Genomic DNA, 20400 nt, shown 5'->3' with positions numbered 1-20400 from the left:
CCGCCCGCTGCGGCAGGGTGGGGGTATGCCCGAACTGCCGGAGGTCGAAGCGCTACGGGAGTTCCTCGACGCCCAACTCGTGGGCCGGAGGATCGAACGAGTGCTGCCCGTGGCCATCAGCGTGCTCAAGACCTACGACCCGCCGCTCTCCGCCCTCGAAGGAACGGACGTCACCGGCGTTCGACGGCACGGCAAGTGGCTCGACGTCACCGCGGGCGGGCTCCACCTCGTCGTCCATCTCGCCCGCGCGGGCTGGCTCCAATGGAAGGACGAGCTCCCCGCGCAGCCGCCCCGCCCCGGCAAAGGACCGCTGGCGATGCGGACGGCACTGGTCGGAGGCGGCGGCTTCGACCTGACGGAGGCCGGGACCACCAAGCGGCTCGCCGTGCACGTCGTCCGCGACCCGGCCGACGTGCCCGGCGTGGCACGGCTCGGACCCGACCCGCTGGCCGACGACTTCGACCGCGCCGCCTTCGCGAGGGTGCTGGAGGGCGAGCGGCGCCAGATCAAGGGCGCACTGCGTGACCAGAGCCTGATCGCGGGCATCGGCAACGCGTACAGCGACGAGATCCTGCACGCCGCCAGGATGTCGCCCTTCAAACCCGTGCAGAACCTCGGCGACGAAGAGACCGACACCCTGTACGAGGCGCTGCGGACCACCCTCGCCGACGCCGTGGAGCGCTCTCGGGGTCTGGCGGCGGGCCGGCTCAAGTCGGAGAAGAAGAGCGGCATGCGGGTCCACGGCCGCACCGGCCGGCCGTGTCCCGTGTGCGGCGACACCGTCCGTGAAGTGGCCTTCAGCGACTCGTCGTTGCAGTACTGCCCCACCTGCCAGACCGGTGGCCGCCCACTCGCGGACCGCCGGCTCTCCCGCCTGCTCAAGTGACGCCCGCGGCTCTCCGGCCGGCATGGTGAGGCGGGCAGGCCCGCGTGATGCCGGTCCTCCCGCGTGACGCGGTGCCGCCCGGTCCTCCCGCGTGAGGCCGGCCCGCCCGTGTGCCGCCCGGTCTGTCCGCGTGACGCGGTGCCGCCCGGTCCGCCCGCGGGCCGCCGGTCCGGCCTCATGACGCGGGGTCGGTCGCGTGACGCGGTGCCGCCCGGTCCGCCCCCTCCGCCCGCCGCCGGTTCAGCCGCCGATCGACAGCAGCCGCTCCCCGCTCTCCGCCCGGACCTCCCAGCGGCCGATCTCCGCCGTGTGCAGCCCCGTGCTCGCCTCGAGGTCCAGCGGCCCCTCCCGGCCGGGCCCTTCGCGTACGCCGTACCCGCCCTCCGGGACCCACCAGCTGAGGACGGGGTGCTCCACCCCGTCCTTGCCGATAGCAACGAGCCGGCAGGTGCGCGGTCCGGCGAGCCCGGTGAGCCGCATGGCGACCGCCGTGCCCCAGCCGTGGTCCTCCAGTGCCACGGAGGCGGTGACGCCCGTCGTCGGATCCGACGCGACGACCCGCGGGGGCGCGGGCTCCGCGGCGCCCCGGACCGTCAGCACCGCGGTGGGCAGCGCGACGATCAGCGAGGCGGCAACCGCCACCAGCACCGACCGCCGCCGACGTGCTCGGCGGCGCTGCGCCACCACCGCGCCGGTCAGCCGCTCGAGCAGCTTCGGACCGGGGCGGGCGTGGATCGGGCCGGGACCGGCGAGCTCGGACAGCGCCCCGGCGAGGGAGGTGAAGTCGGACAGCCCCACGGCGCACGCGACACAACCGGCAAGGTGTTCCTCGAACCGGAACGCGTCGGCCGGTTCCAGGATGCCCAGCGCGTAGGCGGCCACATCCAGGTGCGGCTGCTGCCGGCTCATGGGCGGTCCTCGATTCCTTGAGGTGTTACGGGCGGTCACCCTGGAATACGCAGCGGGAAGGCGATGCGCTCAACCCTTCGGCGAGGCGAACGCGATCGCAAAGCCGGCCGTCCTTCCGCGGCCGGGCGGACCGCCCTCCCGGGGGCGTGGCCGCATCGCGCGGACCGCGCCTAGACTCCGCTCCATGCTGCGCGTACTGGCTGTCGACGACGAGAAACCGGCGCTCGAAGAGCTGCTCTACCTCCTGCGTGCCGACTCACGGATCCGCAGCGCCGAGGGCGCGACCGACGCCACGGAGGCGCTGCGCCGCATCGGCCGGGCGCTGGACGCCGGACCGGACGGTGAGGACGCCATCGACGTCGTCTTCCTGGACATCCACATGGCGGGGCTGACCGGGCTCGACGTCGCGAGGCTCCTCGCCGGGTTCGCCAGGCCGCCGCTGATCGTCTTCGTCACGGCCCACGAGGGGTTCGCGGTCCAGGCGTTCGACCTCAAGGCCGTCGACTACGTCCTCAAGCCGGTCCGCAGGGAACGGCTCGCCGAAGCCGTGCGCCGGGTCCGCGACCTGGCCGGCGCCTCGCGGGAACCGCAGCGGCCGGACGCGACCGCCGCCCCGGCCCACGTCCAGCCCGGTGCGGCCGTACCGGCCGCACCGGCCGTGCCGAACAGCGGGGGAGCGGAGCAGATACCCGTGGAACTCGGCGGAGTGACCCGCTTCGTGCCGGTGGACGACATCACGTACGTGGAGGCCCAGGGCGACTACGCCCGGCTCCACACCGCCGCGGGCAGCCATCTGGTCCGTATCCCGCTGTCCGCCTTGGAGGAGCGTTGGGCCTCCCGCGGGTTCGTCCGTATACACCGCAGCCACCTGGTCGCCCTGGGACGCATCGACGAACTGAGGCTGGACGCCGGCACGACGACCGTACGGGTCGGGGACGCCGAGCTCGCGGTCAGCCGCCGGCACGCCCGTCAGCTGCGTGACCTGCTGCTGCGGCACGCGCGGGGCTGACCCGACCGTTCGGCGGCCACCGCCTACCGTTCGTCGCCCGGACCGGGCCGCACAGCGACCCGGCACCGCGACCGGCCCCGGCGGCAGCGGCACGCGCCTAACCTTGATCAGGCCGGGAAGAAGGGGCCTGATGCGCGACATCGAAGCACTGCTGGACGAGCTCCGCAGGCTCCCGTCGAGCCGCCCGGCCGACGCCGGGGACCTCGAAGCGCTGCTCGCCACCGTCAGGAGTGCCGCGGGCCGCTGGGCGGACGTGCTCTACGAGATCCGGGAGTCGGCGCGCGGCATCGCGGGCCCGCGCGGGGAAGCGGCCCTCGAGGTCGCCTTCCGCAGGGCCGAGGAGTCCTACGTCGAGCTGGAGATCGCGCTCAGCGACTGCGCCCGGAACACCGGCCGCTGACCGGCGGCGGACAGCCGGGAGACGTGCCCGAGGGCCGGGGCCTTCCCCCTGGACCGTCTCTACCGTCCGTGATCGCCCCTGCGTAGACTCCACCATCTCCCCGAGTTCGCCGAGAGACGCTGGAGCGGACGCCGATGTCTGCAGACCAAACGCCACGCCGTGAGGTGGTCACGGGAGTGCCGCGCGGCACCCGCCGTCCGCCCGGCCATGCCCCGGCCCGCTCCGAGATCAGCGAGCAGACCACCCTCGGCACCACCTACGTGCGCTCGCTGATGCGCAGCCAGCTGCGGGCCGCTCTGTACGCGCTCGGCACGCTGGCCCTGCTGGTCGGCACGCTGCCGCTGCTGTTCGCGCTGCCCGCGGCCCTCGGCGGTTCACCCGGGTCGCCAGAGCCCTTCGTCTGGATCGCGCTCGGCGTTGTGGTCTACCCCGTCATGTGGCTGATCGCCCGCTGGTACGTGCGCCGGGCCGAGCGCAACGAACGCGACTTCACCAGGCTCGTCGAAGGCCGCTGACCGTGGCGGCGGGAGAAACCACGTGAACCAGACCTACGCGGTGACCGCCGTCACCGTCGTGGTGCTCGCCACCGTGCTCGTCGGCGCGCTCGGCCTGCGCATATCCCGCACCACCTCCGATTTCTACGTCGCCTCCCGCACCGTGAAGCCCGCCCTCAACGCGGCCGCCATCAGCGGCGAGTACCTCTCCGCCGCGTCGTTCCTCGGCATCGCGGGGCTCGTTCTCCTCCAGGGCCCCGACATGCTCTGGTACCCCGTCGGCTACACCGCCGGCTACCTCGTACTGCTGGTGCTCGTCGCCGCCCCGCTGCGCCGGTCCGGCGCGTACACGCTGTCCGACTTCGCCGAGGCGCGCCTGGAGTCCGCCCAGGTGCGCAGGCTCGCGAGTCTCTTCGTCGTCGGCATCGGCTGGCTCTATCTGCTGCCGCAACTCCAGGGCGCGGGCCTGACCCTGCAGATCCTCACGGGGGCGCCCGACTGGGTCGGCAGCGTCGTCGTCGCGTTCGTCGTCACCGGGGCGGTGGCCGCCGGTGGTATGCGGAGCATCACCTTCGTGCAGGCCTTCCAGTACTGGCTGAAGCTCACGGCCCTGCTGGTGCCGGCGCTGTTCCTCGTCGCGGCGTGGGTCGGCGACGACGCTCCCCGGGCCAGGTTCGACGCGCCCGCCGTCTTCCAGAAGCACACCGCCGTCCGCGTCGACGACACCGTGCGCGTCGACCTCGACGACCCGCTGACGCTCCGCGTCATCGGCACGGTCGACGGCGTGCGGCACGACGGCCGGCCCGTCGCGCTCGACGAGGGGACCCACCGCATCGAGTCGGGTACGACCCTGCGCTTCCCCGAAGGGGCCGAGGTGCCCCGGCGGACCACCGAGGGCTCCGACCCGCTGAGCTGGTCGCAGCCGCTGTCCGGCGGCCGGGACGGCTACCAGTTGTACGCCACGTACGGGCTGATCCTTGCCACGTTCCTCGGCACCATGGGTCTGCCGCACGTCGCGGTCCGCTTCTACACGAGCCCCAACGGGCGTGCCGCCCGCCGCACCACTCTCGTCGTGCTCGGGCTGATCGGCGCCTTCTACCTGCTCCCGCCGGTCTACGGCGCGCTCGGCCGCCTCTACGCGCCCGAACTGGCGCTCACCGGAGCCGCGGACGCCGCCGTACTGGTGCTGCCGGAACGGATCATCGGCGGGCTCGCCGGCGAACTCCTCGGGGCGCTCCTCGCCGGAGGCGCGTTCGCCGCCTTCCTGTCCACGGCCTCCGGCCTGACCATGTCGGTGGCCGGCGTGATCACCCAGGACGTGCTGCCCTCGCGCGGGGTGCGGCACTTCCGGCTCGCGACGCTGCTCGCGATGGCCGCGCCGCTGGCGCTGAGCGTCGTGGCGACCAATGTGCCCGTCGCCGACGCGGTCGGACTCGCCTTCGCCGTCTCCGCCTCCTCGTTCTGCCCGCTGCTGATCCTCGGCATCTGGTGGCGCCGGCTCACCCCGCCGGGAGCGGCCGCCGGGCTCGTCGTCGGGGGAGGCGCGGCGCTGACGGCCGTGATGGCCACGCGCGCCGGACTGGCCCCCGAAGGCTGGGCGCACACCCTGATGGCGTGGCCCGCGGTGTGGTCGGTGCCGCTGGGCTTCCTGACCATGGTGGGCGTGTCCCTGGCAACCCCGCGCCACATACCGGCCGGCGCCGCGGCCACCCTCGCCCGGCTGCACCTCCCGGAGGACCTCGTGGGCAGGCCGCAGCACGAAGGAGTACCGCGATGACCGGGACCGGGATCGCCGCGCTGGCCGCGGCGGGGATCGTGCTGCTGGCCGTGGGCACGGTACTCGGCCGGCTGACGGCCGGACGCGGGGGGCGGGTGGACCTGGACCTCGGGACGCCCGTCGAGAGGGCCACCTTCCACACGCTGCACACCGCCTCCCTCGCCGCGCCGCCGCTGCGGGCCGGTCTGACGGAGGACACGGCCCGCAAGGCCGTCCGGCGGCTGCGCCCGCTGCTCGGCACGGAGGCGCTGTGCCTCACCGACCGCGACGCGGTGCTCGCCTGGGACGGGCCCGGCGCCGACCGGCACCGGCAGCAGGTGATGGACCTCGTCGCCGAGATGCTCGACTCCGGGCGCAGCCGATGCGTCCACACGGAGTGCGACGAGTTGGAATGCCCGCTGCGCTGGGTCGTCATCGCGCCCCTGACGGGGGAGGAGGGCGTGCTCGGCGCGCTGGTCGCCTACGGCTCCCGGGAGTCGGCCGTACTGGTGCGGGCCGCCACCGAGGTGGCACGCTGGGTCTCCGTACAGCTGGAACTCGCCGAGCTCGACCGGTCGCGTACGCGCCTGATCGAGGCGGAGATCCGTGCCCTGCGTGCGCAGATCTCGCCGCACTTCATCTTCAACTCGCTCGCCGCGATCGCGTCCTTCGTCCGTACCGATCCCGAGCGTGCCCGCGAGCTGCTGCTCGAGTTCGCCGACTTCACGCGCTACTCGTTCCGGCGGCACGGCGAGTTCACCCAGCTCGCCGACGAACTGCGCTCCATCGAGCAGTACCTGGCGCTCGCCGGGGCGCGCTTCGGCGACCGGCTCAAGGTCACGCTCCAGGTCGCCCCCGAGGTCCTGCCGGTCACCCTGCCGTTCCTGTGCCTCCAGCCCCTGGTCGAGAACGCGGTCAAGCACGGGCTCGAGGACTCGAGGAACGAGTGCCGCATCATGATCGCCGCGCAGGACGCGGGCGCGGAGGCGATGGTGACCATCGAGGACGACGGCGTCGGCATGGATCCGGAGGTGCTGCGCGGCATCCTCGCGGGAGAGCGCTCCACCGCCTCGGGCATCGGTCTGAGCAACGTCGACGAACGGCTGCGCCAGGTGTACGGGGACGACTACGGCCTGGTCATCGAGACCGCCGTCGGTGCCGGTATGAAGATCACGGTCCGGATCCCCAAGTACCGTGCGGGGGTCCACTCCTCTGCGGGCCCGCGGTCCTGACCGGGGCCGGGCTCACCACAGATGGACGGCCAGGTGCCCGAGGGGAAGGCCGAGCTCCCACGCCGGCAGCCACACCCGGTCCGCCTCGTCGGGTGACGCACCCGGGGGACGGGAGGGATGCCACGGCTCGAGGCCGCCGAGATCGGTGGCGAGCAGTTCGGTGTCGCACAGCCGGCGCCAGGCGTCCGCGGCGAGCGCCAGGTCCGGGTCCTTGCCGCCGTGGCGGACCCGTTCGGCCCGGACCCCGAGCTGTTCCCGCACCCACCGCGGCCAGGGGTAGCCGTAGGAGGTGACAGTCAGCCAGTGGTCGATGCGGGCCGCCGTGGATCCGCCGGAGAGCGGTTCCCCGCCGTCGCACAGATGGATGGTGAGCGCGAGTGTCTGCCGCCCGGCCCGGAACTCGAGCGAGTCCGCCTCCACCAGCGCGCCGGTGCGCAGCATCTCGTCGGCGGTGTATTCGGCGCAGAGCCACGCCATGGGGACCGCGAGCCCGCCTCCGCTGGTGCCGTTCGTGCTTTCGGGCTGCACGCTGCTTCACCTTCTCCCGTACGACTGCGCCGGCGTCCGACCACGAGCCTCCACCGACAGACACGGCAGCGAGGGCCGGTTTGCTCAACTGGCGCGTGAGGTTTCACATATGGCCGTCCGGCTTCCGTGACCGGTGTGGGAGGCGGCCATCACCGAGACGTCCGGGGCGGAAGTGGTGGTGCGCCTGCTGTACCCGGGCAGGCAGCGGGCGAGCGCCCGGAGTGCGTAGTGCGAGCGTGACTTGACGGTGCCCGGCGGTATGCCGAGCGCCTGGGCGGCCTCGTTGACGCTCAGTCCGTGGAAGTAGATCTGCACGAGGACGGCGCGGTGTTCGGGGCTCAGTTCACCGACCGCGGCGCGCACGTCCAGCGCGGCCACCGCGCTCTCCGTGACGTCGGCCGGGTCCGGCGTGGTGGCGAGCACCCCGTCGCCGATCTCCGTGGGGCGTGCCATCCGGGAGCGCCGGGCGTCGATGGCGAGGCGGCGCCCCACGGTGAAGAGCCAGGGCCGCATCGACTCGTACGGGGCGTCGAAGGCCTCCGGGTGCTGCCACGCCCGTACGAGCGTCTCCTGGAGCAGGTCCTCCGCGCGCTGCTGGTCCCCGTAGGTCAGTCCCAGCAGGAAGCTCAGCAGTGCGGGGCCGTGCTCGCGCTGCAGCTCCGCCATTGCCTGTTCGTCGGTCGTCGCGGTCGCCGTCGCCATTGCCTTCACCCTTCTGCGCAGAGGTCCGCTGCCACGTGGCGTATACGAACGCATCCCGCCACGCGGCGACAGACGGCGTGCGCCGGTCTGTCGGCGAACGGTCGCACCGAGCGGCGAGTGGTGCGACGAACGGTCGACCGGGCCGCCGGAGCCGGCGGAATGTGCAGGTCCGTTGAGGCGACCGCGTCGGCTGTGTCGCTTGACTCGGCAGTTCCTCCCCTGTGGATTCGGTTAGTCGGATATGCCGTTAATCACACAATTGGGAGGTTGGTCGACGATGACACGCGCGCGACCCGCACCACGGGCCACGGCGGCCCTCTGCGCCGTGCTGCTCGCGGGAGCCGCGGGGTGTGCCGGACAGCAGGACCCCGGCCCGTCGGCATCACCCCGGAAGGGCCCGGCCCGCACCGTGCCCTCCGCGGCGGCCGGCACCCCCTCCGACCCGCGCGGCTTCACACTCGTGGCCACCGGGGACGTCCTCCCGCACGCCTCGATCATCCAGCAGGCCCGCCTGGACGCCGGCGGCGTCGGCCACGACTTCCGCCCCATGCTCGCGGGAGTCGGCCCGGTCGTCTCCCGCGCCGACATCGCCCTCTGCCACATGGAGACCGTCTACGGCGAGAACGGGAACTACACCGGCTACCCCAGCTTCAAGTCCCCGCCGGAGATCGCCACGGCCCTCGCCGGCGTCGGCTACGACTCGTGCTCGACGGCCTCCAACCACACCCTCGACGACGGACTCGCCGGTGTGCGGCGCACCCTGGACGCCCTCGACCGCGCGGGCGTCGGGCACGCCGGCTCCGCGCGCACCCCGCAGGAGGCCGACGAACCGGCGTGGCTCACGGCCGGCGGCGCCAAGGTGGCCCAGCTGGCCTACACCTACGGGACGAACGCCGAACCGCTGCCCGAGGAGGAGTCCTGGGCGGTCGACCTCATCGACGAGCAGCGCATCGTCGACGACGCCCGCGCCGCGAGGAGCGCCGGGGCCGACGTCGTCGTCGTGAGCCTGCACTGGGGCACCGAATGGCAGACCGATCCCGATCAGCAACAGCTCGACCTCGGCCGCTCCCTCACCGCGTCCACCACCGGCGGACGCCCCGACATCGACCTGATCCTCGGCACCCACGCGCACGTCCCCCAGGCGTACGAGAAGGTCAACGGCACCTGGATCGTCTACGGCATGGGCGACCAGATCGCCGGTGACATGATCAACAACGAGGGGGTGCAGGACCCGCGCGGAAACCAGGGCACCATCGCCCGCTTCTCCTTCGCGCCCCCCGTCACCCGCGGCGGGCGCTGGGAGGTCACGAAGGCCGAGTACATCCCGCAGTGGATGGACACCGGCGCCGGCCGCGTCGTCAACCTGCCCGAGGTGCTGCGCCGCGAGGGGCCGCGCGGCGACCGGCTCGAGGCCCAGGAGGCCATCACCTCCGCCGTGCTCAGCCGCGGAGCCGCCCAGGACGGTCTCACCATGGGCCGCTGACGCGACGGGACGGGGCCGGGCGGTTCAGGGGACGACTGTCACCGGCCACCGCCCGGCCTTCACCAGCCGGACCGCGACCGATCCGATGAACCGGTGGCCGGCCGATTCGGAGGCGCCCACCACCACCGCGTCCGCCTTGAGCTCGTCGGCGGCCGTCACCAGACCGGTGTAGGGGTCGCCGCGCACGGTGTGGAACTCCCAGCGCACGTCCCAGATGCCCCGCACCCGCTCGGCGGCGGCCCGCACCTCCGCGACCAGCCCCTCCGCGATCTCCCCGGTCGTCTCGGCCACGGGCACGCCGAAGGCGGCGCCCGCCGGCATCACCGGCTGCACGTACACCACCGCGAGCAGCGCGCCCTGCCGCCGGGCGAGGCCGCTCGCGTACGCCGCCGCACGCAGCGAGGAGTCGGAGCCGTCGAGGCCCGCGACGATCACCTTCGGTCCGTCGGTGCCCCGTTCGAACCGGTGGGGCGCATGCTCTGTCACACCTACGAGGTTATCGGCTCCGGCCGGCCGCCCGACGGGCCGTCCCCGGCCGGCCGTACCGCCCCGCGTCGCTGCTCCCATCGGGTGTTTTCCCTGCGAGAACCGGTGTTGATCAGGGTGTGGCCGCACGCGCCGTGCGAGCAGTTGGCCATGAAGAAGGATCAGCCGCTTCCCGGTCGCCGTTCGATGTTCCGCATCGCCGCATGCCTCGGCGCCGCCGCCGTCGGCGGTCTGCTCGTCAGTGAGCGGGCCGAGACCCCGGGACGCACCCGCACCGCCGGGCCGGTCGCGGGCCCGTCGGCCGCCGCGGCCCCGCCCAAGGCCACGTCCTACCGGCTGCGGCCCATGACGGCCTTCGCCCCGCCGGTCCTGCGGCGGGCGAAGCCGCCCGTGCGCAGGCGGCCCTTCCTCGAGGTGCCGGACGCGGGCCGCGCCATGGTGCTCACCTTCGACGACGGCCCGGACCCCCGCTACACCCCGGACATCCTCGCCGTGCTGCGCGAGCACGAGGTGCGGGCGATGTTCTTCGTCTGCGGCGAGATGGCGACCGACAACCGCGACCTGCTGCGCGAGATGGCGGCCGACGGCCACGTGGTCGGCAACCACACCTGGTCGCACCCGCTGATCCCCACGCTGCCGCCGTCCAGGATCCGCGATCAGCTGGGGCGCACCAGCGAGGTGATCGAGAAGACGCTCGGCGAGGCGCCGCTCTGGTACCGAGCACCCTACGGCGCCTGGAACAGGCACTCGTTCGAGATCGGCGCCGATCTCGGCATGGAGCCGCTCGGCTGGACCGTCGACACCCTGGACTGGATGCGGCCCGGCACCTCGTCCATCGTCCGCCGGGTGCTGCGGGGCGCGGCACCCGGCGTGATCGTCCTCTCGCACGACGCGGGCGGCAACCGGTCGCAGAGCGTGTCGGCGCTGCGCCGCTATCTGCCGGAGCTGCTCGAGGACGGATACCGGATCACGGTGCCGCGCCGCTGAGGTTTCGTCAGGTGACCTTGACCATACGGGCGAAGACGACGACGTTGCCGTCGTACCCGCCGGCCTTGGAGTAGCCGCCGCCGCAGGTGATCACGCGCAGTTCCGGCTGGCCCGTGTCCGCGTACACCCGCACCCCCGGGAAGTCGTTCTTGGAGAACACCTCGACGCCGTACACCTCGAAGACGGCGACGCGGCCGTCGAAGCGCGGCACCTCGACCAACTGGCCCGTCTTGACGGACCCGAGGCCGTAGAAGACGGCGGGGCCGGCCTGGTTGTCCACGTGCCCCACGATGACGGCGGTGCCGCGCTGCCCGGGGGAGATGCCGTTCTGGTACCAGCCCGCCAGGTTGGGGTCGTTCGGCTCCGGGGCGGCCACCCAGCCGTCCTGGTCCAGCCCGACGTGCACGATCGGGGCGTCCACCTTGATCGAGGGGATGCGCACCCGGGCCGCGGCGGCGTACGGCAGCGGCTCCAGCGGCACGGGCAGGAACGTCTCGCCCGCCAGCTCCTGCGACGCGGCGGCCGCCGGCTGAGGCGGTCCGAGACCCACGTCCACACCGTTCTTGACCATGGCGATGCCGGTGAGCATCACGAGAGCCAGTACGCCCCAGGGCGAGCGTCTCCTCGGTTCCCTGCCGTACCTGTCCTGGCCCATGGTTCTCCCTTCGCGCGCTTGTGGGCACGCTAAGCGGGGTGCCGCACTCCGGCGAGGGGGGAAGCGCGAACGGGTGGCCGGTGCCACTGGTGATGACCCATCCGGGTATTCGGCCCGCAAAATCTTCCGTCGGTCTGTGACCTGCGGCTCCGTCAGATCAAGGGCTCCTCGGTCGGCGTGTCGTCTCACCGGGGTGGACCAAGGCCGAAATGCGATGAAAGCACCGTCCGGTGATCGTTCGTCATGGAAGACGTACTCGTCGAATATCCCGGAGCACGGCTTTGGGGCGTCTTCCTTCTGGAGGTTCAACGATGCGTGCCTCACGCGCTCTCGCAGCGACGGTGACCGCCTTCGCGGCCGTCGGACTGTGCGCTCCCATGGCGGCCGCCGGGGGCGGCAACGGCCCGCGGAACGTACAGGTCCACCCGTCGTCCGTCTTCCCGGGCGGCATTCTGACCATCACCGTCGACGGTTGCCGGCGCGGTGGCGTGGTCAGCTCGAACGCCTTCCCGGACGCCCCGCTCTCCAGTGCCGGCAAGGACCACGGTGGTGACCGCGGTGCCGGCGGCAATGGTGGTGACCGGGGTGCTGGTGGCAATGGTGGCAATGGTGGTGACAGAGGTGCCGGTGGTGACGGTGGTGACCGGGGCACCGGCGGTAATGGTGGCAATGGCGGTGACCGCGGTGACCGTGGCGACCGGGGTGACGGTGGCAACGGCGGCCACGGTGGTGACCGCGACAACGGTGGCAATGGCGGCAACGGCGGCAACGGTGGCAACGGTGGCAACGGCGGCCACGGCGGTGACCGCGACAACGGTGGCAATGGCGGCACCGGTGGCAACGGCGGCAACGGCGGCGAATCGGTCGCCACTGCCCGCGTCAGGAACAACGCGACGCCCGGCAACTACAGCCTGACCGTCCGGTGCAACGACTCCCGGGAGACCGCCACCGCGTCCTTCCGGGTCCTGCCCGCGCGCGGCGCGCAGGGCGGTCTCGGCGGATCGATCGGACCGACCGACGTCGAGATGGCGATCGGCGCGGGTCTGGTCGCCACGGCGGCCGTCGGCGGCAGCCTGTTCATCGTCCGCCGCCGCCGTTCGGTCGGCGGTCCGGCCTGACCGGTTGAACCTCCCCGGTCCGGCCGCAACCGCCCGTCGCCCCGAGTCCTTCCGAAGGACTCGGGGCGACGGGCGGTCGGCGCCTGATGCGATCGGGCGGGCAGGGACGCCCGGGTCCGGGGCGGTGCGTCGTATAGGGCGGTGCCGTCATCAGTGCCGGCGGTCGGTCGACCGCCTGCGCACGACGAGCACGGTCGCGGTGGCGGCCGCCGCGACGAGAGCGCCGCCCGCCGCGATCTCCGCGGTGTTCATGCCGTCGAAGCTGCCGCCCACGCCGCCGCGCACACCCTGGGGCGGTGCGGTGGTGGCGGTCCTGGTGGAGCTGGCGGTGGGGCTCGAGCTCCCGCCGGCGATGGTCAGGTCGAGGGTGCCGATCCGGCCCACGCAGTTGAACTGCACCGAATACACGGCGCCCGGCCTGGCGTCCCAGTCGACGGTGGCCGTCGCTGCGCCGTTGCGGGGGATGGTGACGGTGTCGAAGACACCGGAGGTGACGGTGGTGGTGCTGGGGCAGCCCCCCGCGGTCAGGGTGACGCGACCGCCCGCCGCGACGGTCGAGGGCGTGACGTTGAAGTCGTACGGCGTGTTGTTGACGGCCGCGGCTGTGGGGGCCGTCAGGGCGAGTGCGGCCGCTCCGAGCAGAGCGGCGGATGCGGCACGTATCGCGCGCATGGTGGTCCTCCGGTCCCGAGGAGCAGTCGCGGAACGATTTCCGCGTGGGTCGGAAAATGCACCTCGATCACCGAAACGCTAAGAGCGGTGTTTGTCCCCCGCGATCGCTGTAGGGCAAACGGGTCATTTCTCGCCGTACCGGATGCGGTTCTCCGGTGATGTGCAGGGCTCGGCCGCCGCCGGCGCGTCACCGGGGCTCAGTTGTCAGCGGCGCGGTCCGGATGCGGCAGGAGACCGGGCGCCGCGTCCGCGATCCGGTCGCGCATCGGGCGCCGGCGCAGCGCCTCGAGCGCCTCGCCGATCAGCCGGCTCAACGGGTACGGGAGCTCCGCCTCGAAAGCGGCGGCTGCCGCCGCGGTGGCCTGCCACTCGGCGTCCAATGCGGGCATCAGGGACTCGGCCTCCGCGGTGAGCGTCGCGATGCGCCGGCGGCCGTCCCTGCCGGGGCCGACGGTGGCGAGGCCCTCCTTGACGAGCTGGGCGACCGTCTGGCTCGCCGCCGAGTGCGTCACGCCGGTCGCCCGGGCCAGGTCCTGGATCGAACTCGGGCCGTGGGCGGAGAGGGCGCGCAGGACGGGGGCGTACCGGGGGCGCAGGCTCCCCAGGCCCAAGTCCTCGTAGACCGCCTCGACATCGGAGTCGAGGAGGTTCAGAAGGAGGCGCAGGCGGGTGCCGAGGAGTTCGGGGCCGGGGGAGGGGGCGGCGGCGGTGTCTTGGTCGGGCGAGGCCATGGGGTTAATGTAACAGCGCTGTTGTATCTGTTGGTGAGCAGGGAGGGCGTCGGGCCATGGCGGAGCTGTATCCACCGATCGAGCCGTACGAGCAGGGGATGCTCGACGTGGGGGACGGGAACCTCGTCCACTGGGAGGTGTGCGGCAACCCGCACGGCAAACCCGCCCTCGTCGTGCACGGCGGCCCGGGCTCCGGGTGCAACCCTCGGATGCGCCGGTACTTCGACCCGAGCGCCTACCGGGTCGTGCTCTTCGACCAGCGCGGCTGCGGGCGCAGCACCCCGCACGCGGCGGACCCGGCCGCGGACATGCGGCACAACACCACCTCTCATCTGCTCGCCGACATGGAGCAGTTGCGTGAGCACCTCGGCATCGAGCGGTGGCTGCTCTACGGCGGGTCGTGGGGGTCCACGCTGCTCCTCGCCTATGCCGAGCGGCACCCGGAGCGGGTGTCCGAGATCGTCGTCAACGGTGTCACGACCACGCGCCGTCGTGAGATCGACTGGCTCTACCGGGGCGTCGGCCGGTTCTTCCCGGAGCAATGGCACCGCTTCAGGCTCGGCGTGCCCGAGGCAGAGCGTGCCGGTGACCTCGTGGCCGCGTACGCGCGGCTCATGGAGAGCGAGGACCCGGCGGTGCGGGAGAAGGCGGCCGTCGACTGGTGCCGCTGGGAGGACGCCGTGGTGTCCCTGGAACCGAACGGCGGACCCGCCCCGTACGGTGGCCGGCCCTCGGACGCGCGGATCGCCCTGGTGCGGATCGCCGCCCATTACTTCGCGCACGGCGCGTGGCTCGAGGAAGGGGTGCTGCTGCGGGAGGCGGGCCGACTGAAAGGAATTCCCGGTGCGCTCTTCCACGGCCGTCTCGATCTCAGCACTCCGCTCGAGACGCCCTGGGAACTCGTCCGCGTCTGGACCGACGCCGAACTGGTGGTCGTGGACGACTCGGGCCACAAGGGAAGTGCCACGATGCGCGACCGGGTGATCGGCGCTCTGGAGCGATTCCGGTACACCGAGTGACTGGTGTGCCTGGCGGGGCAGTTGAGATCCGGCCAATTCCGTGGCGGCTCCACATGGGGTGAATTCACCTGTTGGAAGCGGGATTTCAACCATTCGCGGTTGCGACTCACAAGATTTTTTCGAAGACGTTGAACAGACGTCGCCCTCCCGTCCGTACCTAGGGCCATGAACGGCGCTCCGGGCGCCGGAACCGGATGGATGAACACGGGAGTGGACATGAACACCTGGCGGAACGCCTCGCTCGCGGTGACTGCGACGGCCGTACTCGCGCTGACGACGGCGTGCGGTCAGGAGACGGGCACCGAGACCCCCAACGGTCAGGCGGTCGGCGCGGCCAACCCCGCGCAGCCCGGGAACGGCTACGGCTCCGACGCGGGCTACGGCTCCGAGACCGGCGGCGAGGCGGCCGCCGCCAAGCCGGCGGGGCAGCTCGCGGTCTGGGAGAGCGAGGAGCTCGGCGAGGTCCTCGCCGACAGCGCGGGGCTCACCCTCTACCGGTTCGACAAGGACACCGCGGAGCCGCCGAAGTCGAATTGCGAAGGCGACTGCGCGAAGACCTGGCCGGTCGTCGCCGCCGGCGGCGCCTCCGCCGCCCCCGGCGTCGACCCCTCCCTGATCGGCGAGGTCACCAGGGCGGACGGCACCAAGCAGCTCACGATCGGCGGCTGGCCGATGTACCGCTACGCCAAGGACACCAAGGCGGGCGACGTCAAGGGCCAGGGTGTGGGCGGCACGTGGTACGCGGCCGCCCCCGACGGCAAGAAGGCCGCACCGGGTGCGGGCGGGGAGGCCGGCGGCGACGAGGGCACCGAGCCCGCCGACCTCGCGGGGCTTTCCGTACGCAAGGACCCCAAGCTCGGTGAGATCGTCGTCGACAAGAACGGGATGACCGTCTACCGGTTCATGAAGGACTCGGCCTGGCCGATGAAGACGGCCTGCACCGGCGACTGCCTGAAGAAGTGGCCCGTCGTGGAGCCCGTCGAGAAGAACGACACCGTCGGAATCCTGAAGAAGGGCTTCGTCACCTTCGACCGGCCCGACGGGATCGAGCAGCAGACCATCGACTGCTGGCCGATCTACACCTTCGCGGGCGACTCCAAGCCGGGTGACACCAACGGCCAGGGCGTCGGCGGCACCTGGTACGCCGTATCGCCCGAGGGTAAGCCGGTCGGAGCGCCCAAGTAGTCCCCACGCTGCGCCTCCGGCCGGCGTCGGCCCGTCTCACGCCCCTCCGCGTGACGGCGGGTCCGACGCATGTGCGGAGCGTTTGCCGGACGCATGTGACCGGGTCGCGTTCCGGTGGCGCATGACGAACAGGTGTGACCAAGAACGGACCGCTAATTTCCGTTTGGGCTCGCCCTCTTGGCAGGCGATCAGTAGCCTCGGCTCGAACACTGGCCATGGACATGGCCGAACTCCCCCGTGGCGACTTGTTGGAGACATCGATGGAGCGTCCCGCCTGGGCCCCGCAGGGCATCGACATATCGGTGCCGAGCGTGTCCCGCATTTATGACTTCTACCTGGGCGGCTCCCACAATTTCGAGGTCGACAGGGCGGCCGCGCGCAGGGCCATGGAGTTCATGCCGGGACTCCCCAAGATCATGCAGGCGAACCGTGCCTTCATGCGCCGCGCCGTCAATTACGCGGTCGCTGAGGGGATCACGCAGTTCCTCGACATCGGCTCCGGCATTCCGACCTTCGGAAATGTCCATGAAGTGGCCCGTAAGGCAAGCCCGGAGGCGCGGGTCCTCTACGTGGACCACGACCCGGTCGCGGTCGCGCACAGCCGGGCCGTCCTCGACGGCGACACGCAGGCGGACGTCGTCGCCGCCGACCTGCGCAGCCCGCGGGAGATCCTGGACAGCCCCGAGGCGAAACTGCTGGACCTGGAACGGCCGGTGGCGCTGCTCCTCGTCGCGGTACTGCACTTCCTCACGGACGAGGACGAGCCGTGGCAGGCCGTGGCCGAGCTGAGGGACGCGCTGGCACCCGGCAGCCTGCTGGTCGTCACCCACGCCTCCTTCGAAGGCATCCCGCTCCCGGCCGAGCAGGCCGGCGGCACGGTCGGTGTGTACCGCGACATCCGCAACCCGCTCGTGATGCGGTCGCGCGAGGAGGTCGGCCGGTTCTTCGACGGGTACACGATGGTCGAGCCGGGCCTCGTCTCCATGCCGGACTGGCGGCCCGACGGGCCCGTCGACCAGGAGGATCCGTACGCCTTCTCCGGCTTCGCCGGTGTGGGGCGCAAGGCGTGAGGCAAACGTCACGGGCGGCCGGGTCCGAGGGGGACGCGGACGTGCTGGAGGACCGGCTCAGGCGGTTCGCGACCATCTGGAGCCGTGCCATCTTCCCCGCCACGGCAACGTCCCTCACCCGGCCCGAGTTCGAGCAGCATCTGCTGCCGCTCGCACGGGAGTTGAACAGCGCGCTCCACGCCCGCCCCTTCACCGCACAGGCCGCGCACCAGGTGGGGGCAGCGCTGGTCGGCGCACACTGCACCGACCCGGACGCCCTCGGCCGCACCCTCGGCGTCGTCGACGCCTACCTGGTGCTCTACTGCGGCGACCCCGAGCAGACCGCGGAGGAGAACCGGGCCCGCTGCGCCCGCCTGCAGCACGCCCTCGCCGCCGGCTTCGCCCAGGCGCTGCGCGAACGGACGCTCGCCGAGCAGGAGTCCATCGCCCGCTCGTCACTGCTGGCGCGCAGCGAGGCGCTGCAGGCCATGCACGCCACGGAGGCGCGCTTCCGCGCGGTCTTCGAGGGCGCCGCGATCGGTATCGGGATCGCCGACCTCGAGGGCAACGTGCTCGAGGTCAACGACACGCTGACCCAGATGTTCGGCGGTCTGGAGAACCACGTCCGCGGACGCAAGGTCACCGACTGGGCGCACCCGGAGGACCGGCCGCAGGTCTGGCAGCTGTACCAGGAGCTGGTGACCGGGGAACGCGAGCACTACCGGGTCGAGAAGCCGTTCTACCGCAACGACGGCACCGTCCTGTGGACCAATCTGACCGTCTCGCTGCTGCGCGACGCCGACGGGGAGCCGCAGTACCAGCTGGCGCTGTTCGAGGACACCACGGAGCGCCGGCTGCTCAACCTGCGACTGCGGTACGAGGCCACGCACGACGCGCTGACCGGCCTGCCCAACCGGACCCTGTTCTTCGAGCGTCTCGAGAAGGCCGTCAGCGCCCCGGCCGGCGCCCGCTTCGGGCTGTGCTACCTCGATCTCGACGGCTTCAAGACCATCAACGACAGCCTCGGCCACGCCACCGGCGACCGGCTGCTGGTGGAGGTCGCCGACCGGCTGCAGAGCTGCGCCACCGCGCCGGGCGAGATGGTCGCGCGGCTCGGCGGCGACGAGTTCGTCGCGCTGACGACCGGGCCCGACACACAGAACGCCGTGGACGAGCTGGCCACCCGCATCCTGGCCGCCCTCGCCACCCCGATCCGTGTCGACGGGCGGGAGTTCACCGTCCGCGGCAGCATCGGCATCGTGGAGGGACCGGCCGGGGAGCGCACCAGCGCCGAGGTGCTGCGCAGCGCCGACATCACCATGTACCGCGCCAAGTCCGCGGGCGGCAACCGCTTCGAGATCGCGGACCCGGAGGCGGACGCCCGCGCCATCACCCGCCACGGGCTGACCAACGCGCTGCCCGCCGCCCTGGATCGCGGCGAGTTCTTCATCGAGTACCAGCCGCTGGTGCATCTCGGGGACGGCAGCGTGCACGGCGCGGAGGCGCTCGTGCGCTGGTGCCATCCGCAGCACGGGGTGCTCGGACCCGACCGGTTCATACCGCTCGCGGAGCGCACGGGACTGATCGTGCCGCTCGGCCGCTGGGTGCTCCAGGAGGCCGTACGCCAGGCCAGGTTCTGGAGCAGGCGGCACACCGACGGCGGCCCGCTGCGGATCAACGTCAACCTCTCGCCCGCCCAGCTCCAGCATCCAGGGCTGGTGGCGGACACCGTCGACGTGCTCGAGCGGTCGGGTCTGGAACCGGGCGCCCTGTGCCTGGAGGTCACGGAGTCGGCGCTGATCGGCGCCGACGAGGACCGGCTCAAGCCGCTGCGGCAACTGGCGGAGATGGGCGTCGACATCGCGCTCGACGACTTCGGAACCGGGTACTCCAACCTGGCCAATCTGCGCCGGCTGCCGGTGAGCGTGCTGAAGCTGGATCGTTCCTTCACCCAGGGCATGCAGCGACATCCCGCCGACCCCGTCGATCTGAAGATCGTCGAGGGCATCGTGTCGCTGGCGCACAGTCTGGAGCTGGCCGTCACCGTCGAAGGTGTGGAGACCGCCGCACAGGCCGAGCAGCTGAGGGAACTCGGCTGCGACACGGCGCAGGGCTGGTACTACGCGCGGCCGGGCGCCCCCGACCGGATTCACACCTTGGTGCTGGCCGACGCCGTCTGACCTCCCGCGGCGGCCATCGAGTCCAGCAGCACCCGCTGGAGCTCGCGGGCCGCCCGGGGAGGGTCCACATCGCTGCGGTGCGCCAGCGCGACGGTCCGGCGCAGGCCCGGACCGGCGAGCGGAGTCACCCGCAGATCCCCGCCGGCCCGCTCGGCGACCGTGCGGGGCACGACGGCGACACCGAGCCCGGCCCGTACGAAGCCCAGCACGGCGTCCATCTCGCCGCCCTCGACGGTGAACGTCGGCTCGAAGCCCTCGGCGCGACAGGCGGCGACGGTCAGCTCCCGCAGGTCGTAGCCGTGGCGGAACATCACCAGTGGCTCGCCCGCGAGATCGGCGATCCGCACCGGCCTGCGCGGCGCCCGCACCTCGGGCGACGACACCACGACCAGGTCCTCCTTGAGCAGCTCGACGGTGGTCAGCGCGGGCGACGGCGACGGCAGGGGCAGCACGACGAGGGCGAGGTCGAGCGAGCCGCGTGCCAGCTCCCGCACCAGGTCGTGCGAGCCGGACTCCTCGATCAGCAGCTCGATCCCCGGGTGCAGATCATGGAAGGTGCGCAGCACCTCGGGCAGCAGGCCCGTGCACAGGCTCGGCGTGGCCCCCAGCCGCACCCGCCCGCGGCGCAGCTGGGCCAGCTCCTGCACCTCGCGGCGGGCCGTGTCGGCGTCGGCGAGGATGCGGCGCGCGAGAGGGAGCAGGGTCTCGCCCGCGTCCGTGAGGGCGATGTTGCCCCGGGCACGGCCGAAAAGATCGGCCCCCAGCTCCTTCTCCAGGGCTCTGATCTGCTGGGAGAGCGACGGCTGCGAGACATGGACGCGCTCGGCGGCGCGGGTGAAGTGACGGGTCTCGGCGACGGCGACGAAATAGAGGAGCTGCTGCAGCTGCATCCGGCCACGATAGTCCATGGCTATGGACA

21 protein-coding genes are annotated in these 20400 nt (G+C 72.3%); 13 read left to right on the top strand and 8 right to left on the bottom strand.

Translation table 11 applies throughout. The features are described from left to right. The first annotated feature begins 25 nt into the window (after window positions 1–25). Window positions 26–886, top strand: coding sequence for an Fpg/Nei family DNA glycosylase (locus SPRI_RS03770; RefSeq protein WP_053556689.1), 861 nt, complete (start codon window positions 26–28; stop codon window positions 884–886). Between the two features lie 240 nt (window positions 887–1126). Here SPRI_RS03770 and SPRI_RS03765 read toward each other — a convergent pair whose 3' ends face one another. Beyond that, the gene (locus SPRI_RS03765; RefSeq protein WP_053556688.1) at window positions 1127–1795 is read right to left on the bottom strand and encodes a zf-HC2 domain-containing protein; all 669 of its coding nucleotides are present in this window, start codon (window positions 1793–1795) and stop codon (window positions 1127–1129) included. A gap of 184 nt (window positions 1796–1979) precedes the next feature. Here SPRI_RS03765 and SPRI_RS03760 point away from each other — a divergent pair, with 184 nt between their 5' ends. From SPRI_RS03760 to SPRI_RS03740, 5 genes are all read left to right on the top strand, one after another. Further along, window positions 1980–2804 (top strand): LytR/AlgR family response regulator transcription factor, encoded by an 825-nt coding sequence (locus SPRI_RS03760; RefSeq protein ID WP_005308460.1) that lies wholly within the window; start codon window positions 1980–1982, stop codon window positions 2802–2804. A gap of 130 nt (window positions 2805–2934) precedes the next feature. Next, the gene (locus SPRI_RS03755) at window positions 2935–3204 is read left to right on the top strand and encodes a hypothetical protein (protein WP_037773095.1); all 270 of its coding nucleotides are present in this window, start codon (window positions 2935–2937) and stop codon (window positions 3202–3204) included. A 134-nt stretch (window positions 3205–3338) separates the two neighbouring features. After that, the gene (locus tag SPRI_RS03750) at window positions 3339–3719 is read left to right on the top strand and encodes a DUF485 domain-containing protein (protein ID WP_005308456.1); all 381 of its coding nucleotides are present in this window, start codon (window positions 3339–3341) and stop codon (window positions 3717–3719) included. A gap of 22 nt (window positions 3720–3741) precedes the next feature. Next, the gene (locus tag SPRI_RS03745; protein WP_005308455.1) at window positions 3742–5475 is read left to right on the top strand and encodes a sodium/solute symporter; all 1734 of its coding nucleotides are present in this window, start codon (window positions 3742–3744) and stop codon (window positions 5473–5475) included. After that, window positions 5472–6686, top strand: a complete 1215-nt coding sequence (locus SPRI_RS03740; RefSeq protein WP_053556687.1) for a sensor histidine kinase — start codon at window positions 5472–5474, stop codon at window positions 6684–6686. The genes SPRI_RS03745 and SPRI_RS03740 overlap by 4 nt, the downstream gene beginning before the upstream one ends. A 12-nt stretch (window positions 6687–6698) precedes the next feature. On the opposite strand, the gene SPRI_RS03735 is transcribed toward SPRI_RS03740, so the two are convergent. Both SPRI_RS03735 and SPRI_RS03730 read right to left on the bottom strand, forming a co-directional pair. Further along, the gene (locus SPRI_RS03735; RefSeq protein WP_005308453.1) at window positions 6699–7214 is read right to left on the bottom strand and encodes a hypothetical protein; all 516 of its coding nucleotides are present in this window, start codon (window positions 7212–7214) and stop codon (window positions 6699–6701) included. An 84-nt stretch (window positions 7215–7298) separates the two neighbouring features. Next, complete coding sequence (locus SPRI_RS03730; RefSeq protein WP_005308452.1) at window positions 7299–7916, bottom strand: sigma-70 family RNA polymerase sigma factor; 618 nt, start codon at window positions 7914–7916, stop codon at window positions 7299–7301. A gap of 277 nt (window positions 7917–8193) precedes the next feature. Between SPRI_RS03730 and SPRI_RS03725 the strand changes: the two genes are divergently transcribed. Further along, window positions 8194–9399 carry a CapA family protein gene (locus tag SPRI_RS03725; protein ID WP_037773092.1) on the top strand — a complete coding sequence of 402 codons (1206 nt, stop codon included), beginning with the start codon at window positions 8194–8196 and terminating at the stop codon, window positions 9397–9399. A 24-nt stretch (window positions 9400–9423) separates the two neighbouring features. Here SPRI_RS03725 and SPRI_RS03720 read toward each other — a convergent pair whose 3' ends face one another. Then, window positions 9424–9885: a universal stress protein gene (locus SPRI_RS03720; protein WP_005308449.1), complete on the bottom strand. Its 462-nt coding sequence runs from the start codon at window positions 9883–9885 to the stop codon at window positions 9424–9426. A 150-nt stretch (window positions 9886–10035) separates the two neighbouring features. On the opposite strand from SPRI_RS03720, the gene SPRI_RS03715 reads away from it, so the two are divergent. After that, entirely contained in the window at window positions 10036–10872 is an 837-nt protein-coding gene (locus tag SPRI_RS03715; protein ID WP_053556686.1) for a polysaccharide deacetylase family protein, read from the top strand. 7 nt (window positions 10873–10879) lie between these two features. Here SPRI_RS03715 and SPRI_RS03710 read toward each other — a convergent pair whose 3' ends face one another. Next, window positions 10880–11527, bottom strand: a complete 648-nt coding sequence (locus tag SPRI_RS03710; protein WP_005308443.1) for a class F sortase — start codon at window positions 11525–11527, stop codon at window positions 10880–10882. Between the two features lie 311 nt (window positions 11528–11838). Between SPRI_RS03710 and SPRI_RS38425 the strand changes: the two genes are divergently transcribed. After that, complete coding sequence (locus SPRI_RS38425; protein WP_005308441.1) at window positions 11839–12645, top strand: hypothetical protein; 807 nt, start codon at window positions 11839–11841, stop codon at window positions 12643–12645. 150 nt (window positions 12646–12795) lie between these two features. On the opposite strand, the gene SPRI_RS03695 is transcribed toward SPRI_RS38425, so the two are convergent. Continuing rightward, entirely contained in the window at window positions 12796–13317 is a 522-nt protein-coding gene (locus SPRI_RS03695) for a hypothetical protein (protein WP_005308439.1), read from the bottom strand. Window positions 13318–13514: 197 nt separating this feature from the next. Then, a complete protein-coding gene (locus SPRI_RS03690) occupies window positions 13515–14048 on the bottom strand; it encodes a MarR family transcriptional regulator (protein ID WP_005308436.1) in 534 nt (177 codons plus the stop codon). 56 nt (window positions 14049–14104) lie between these two features. Here SPRI_RS03690 and pip point away from each other — a divergent pair, with 56 nt between their 5' ends. From pip to SPRI_RS03670, 4 genes are all read left to right on the top strand, one after another. Further along, window positions 14105–15067 (top strand): prolyl aminopeptidase, encoded by a 963-nt coding sequence (pip, locus tag SPRI_RS03685; protein WP_005308433.1) that lies wholly within the window; start codon window positions 14105–14107, stop codon window positions 15065–15067. Window positions 15068–15283: 216 nt separating this feature from the next. Further along, entirely contained in the window at window positions 15284–16252 is a 969-nt protein-coding gene (locus tag SPRI_RS03680; RefSeq protein WP_005308430.1) for an SCO0930 family lipoprotein, read from the top strand. Window positions 16253–16512: 260 nt separating this feature from the next. Then, entirely contained in the window at window positions 16513–17322 is an 810-nt protein-coding gene (locus SPRI_RS03675; RefSeq protein ID WP_037773090.1) for an SAM-dependent methyltransferase, read from the top strand. Then, entirely contained in the window at window positions 17319–19481 is a 2163-nt protein-coding gene (locus SPRI_RS03670; RefSeq protein WP_005308425.1) for a putative bifunctional diguanylate cyclase/phosphodiesterase, read from the top strand. The genes SPRI_RS03675 and SPRI_RS03670 overlap by 4 nt, the downstream gene beginning before the upstream one ends. Here SPRI_RS03670 and SPRI_RS03665 read toward each other — a convergent pair. Further along, complete coding sequence (locus SPRI_RS03665) at window positions 19451–20371, bottom strand: LysR family transcriptional regulator (RefSeq protein WP_005308423.1); 921 nt, start codon at window positions 20369–20371, stop codon at window positions 19451–19453. The two genes, SPRI_RS03670 and SPRI_RS03665, sit on opposite strands and share 31 nt — an antisense overlap. Window positions 20372–20400 lie beyond the last annotated feature (29 nt).

Source organism: Streptomyces pristinaespiralis, from assembly GCF_001278075.1.
In the GTDB taxonomy this organism is placed as follows: Bacteria; Actinomycetota; Actinomycetes; order Streptomycetales; family Streptomycetaceae; genus Streptomyces; species Streptomyces pristinaespiralis.
Note: the sequence above shows the minus strand (reverse complement) of the source record. Positions and strands in the feature narration are given on the sequence as shown.